Genomic DNA, 251 nt, shown 5'->3' with positions numbered 1-251 from the left:
AGCCAATATTGACTGGTCTATGAGCGCGGTGCAAATTGAGCGTAACATTCGCGCGTTTAATCCGTGGCCGGTATGCTTCACCCAAATGGGGGGGCAGCCTGTAAAAATTTATCAAGCACATGTTGTAGAGCAATCAAGCAACCAGCCTGATAATAACGGGCGCGTTCTATCGAGCGACAAGCATGGCGTTATTGTGGGTTGTGGCGAACATGCTTTATGTATTACGCAATTACAACCACAAGGTAAAAAAC

General features: G+C 46.6%; 1 pseudogene. It reads left to right on the top strand.

What is annotated here, in order from left to right:
- Positions 1-251 (top strand): annotated as a pseudogene (gene fmt, locus AAEY57_RS20615) (methionyl-tRNA formyltransferase); the annotation flags it as partial.

The organism is Pseudoalteromonas sp. MER144-MNA-CIBAN-0113 (assembly GCF_040308965.1).
Lineage (GTDB): Bacteria > Pseudomonadota > Gammaproteobacteria > Enterobacterales > Alteromonadaceae > Pseudoalteromonas > Pseudoalteromonas tetraodonis.
The sequence above is the reverse complement of the archived record's forward strand: the minus strand, read 5'-3'. Positions and strand labels throughout refer to the sequence as shown.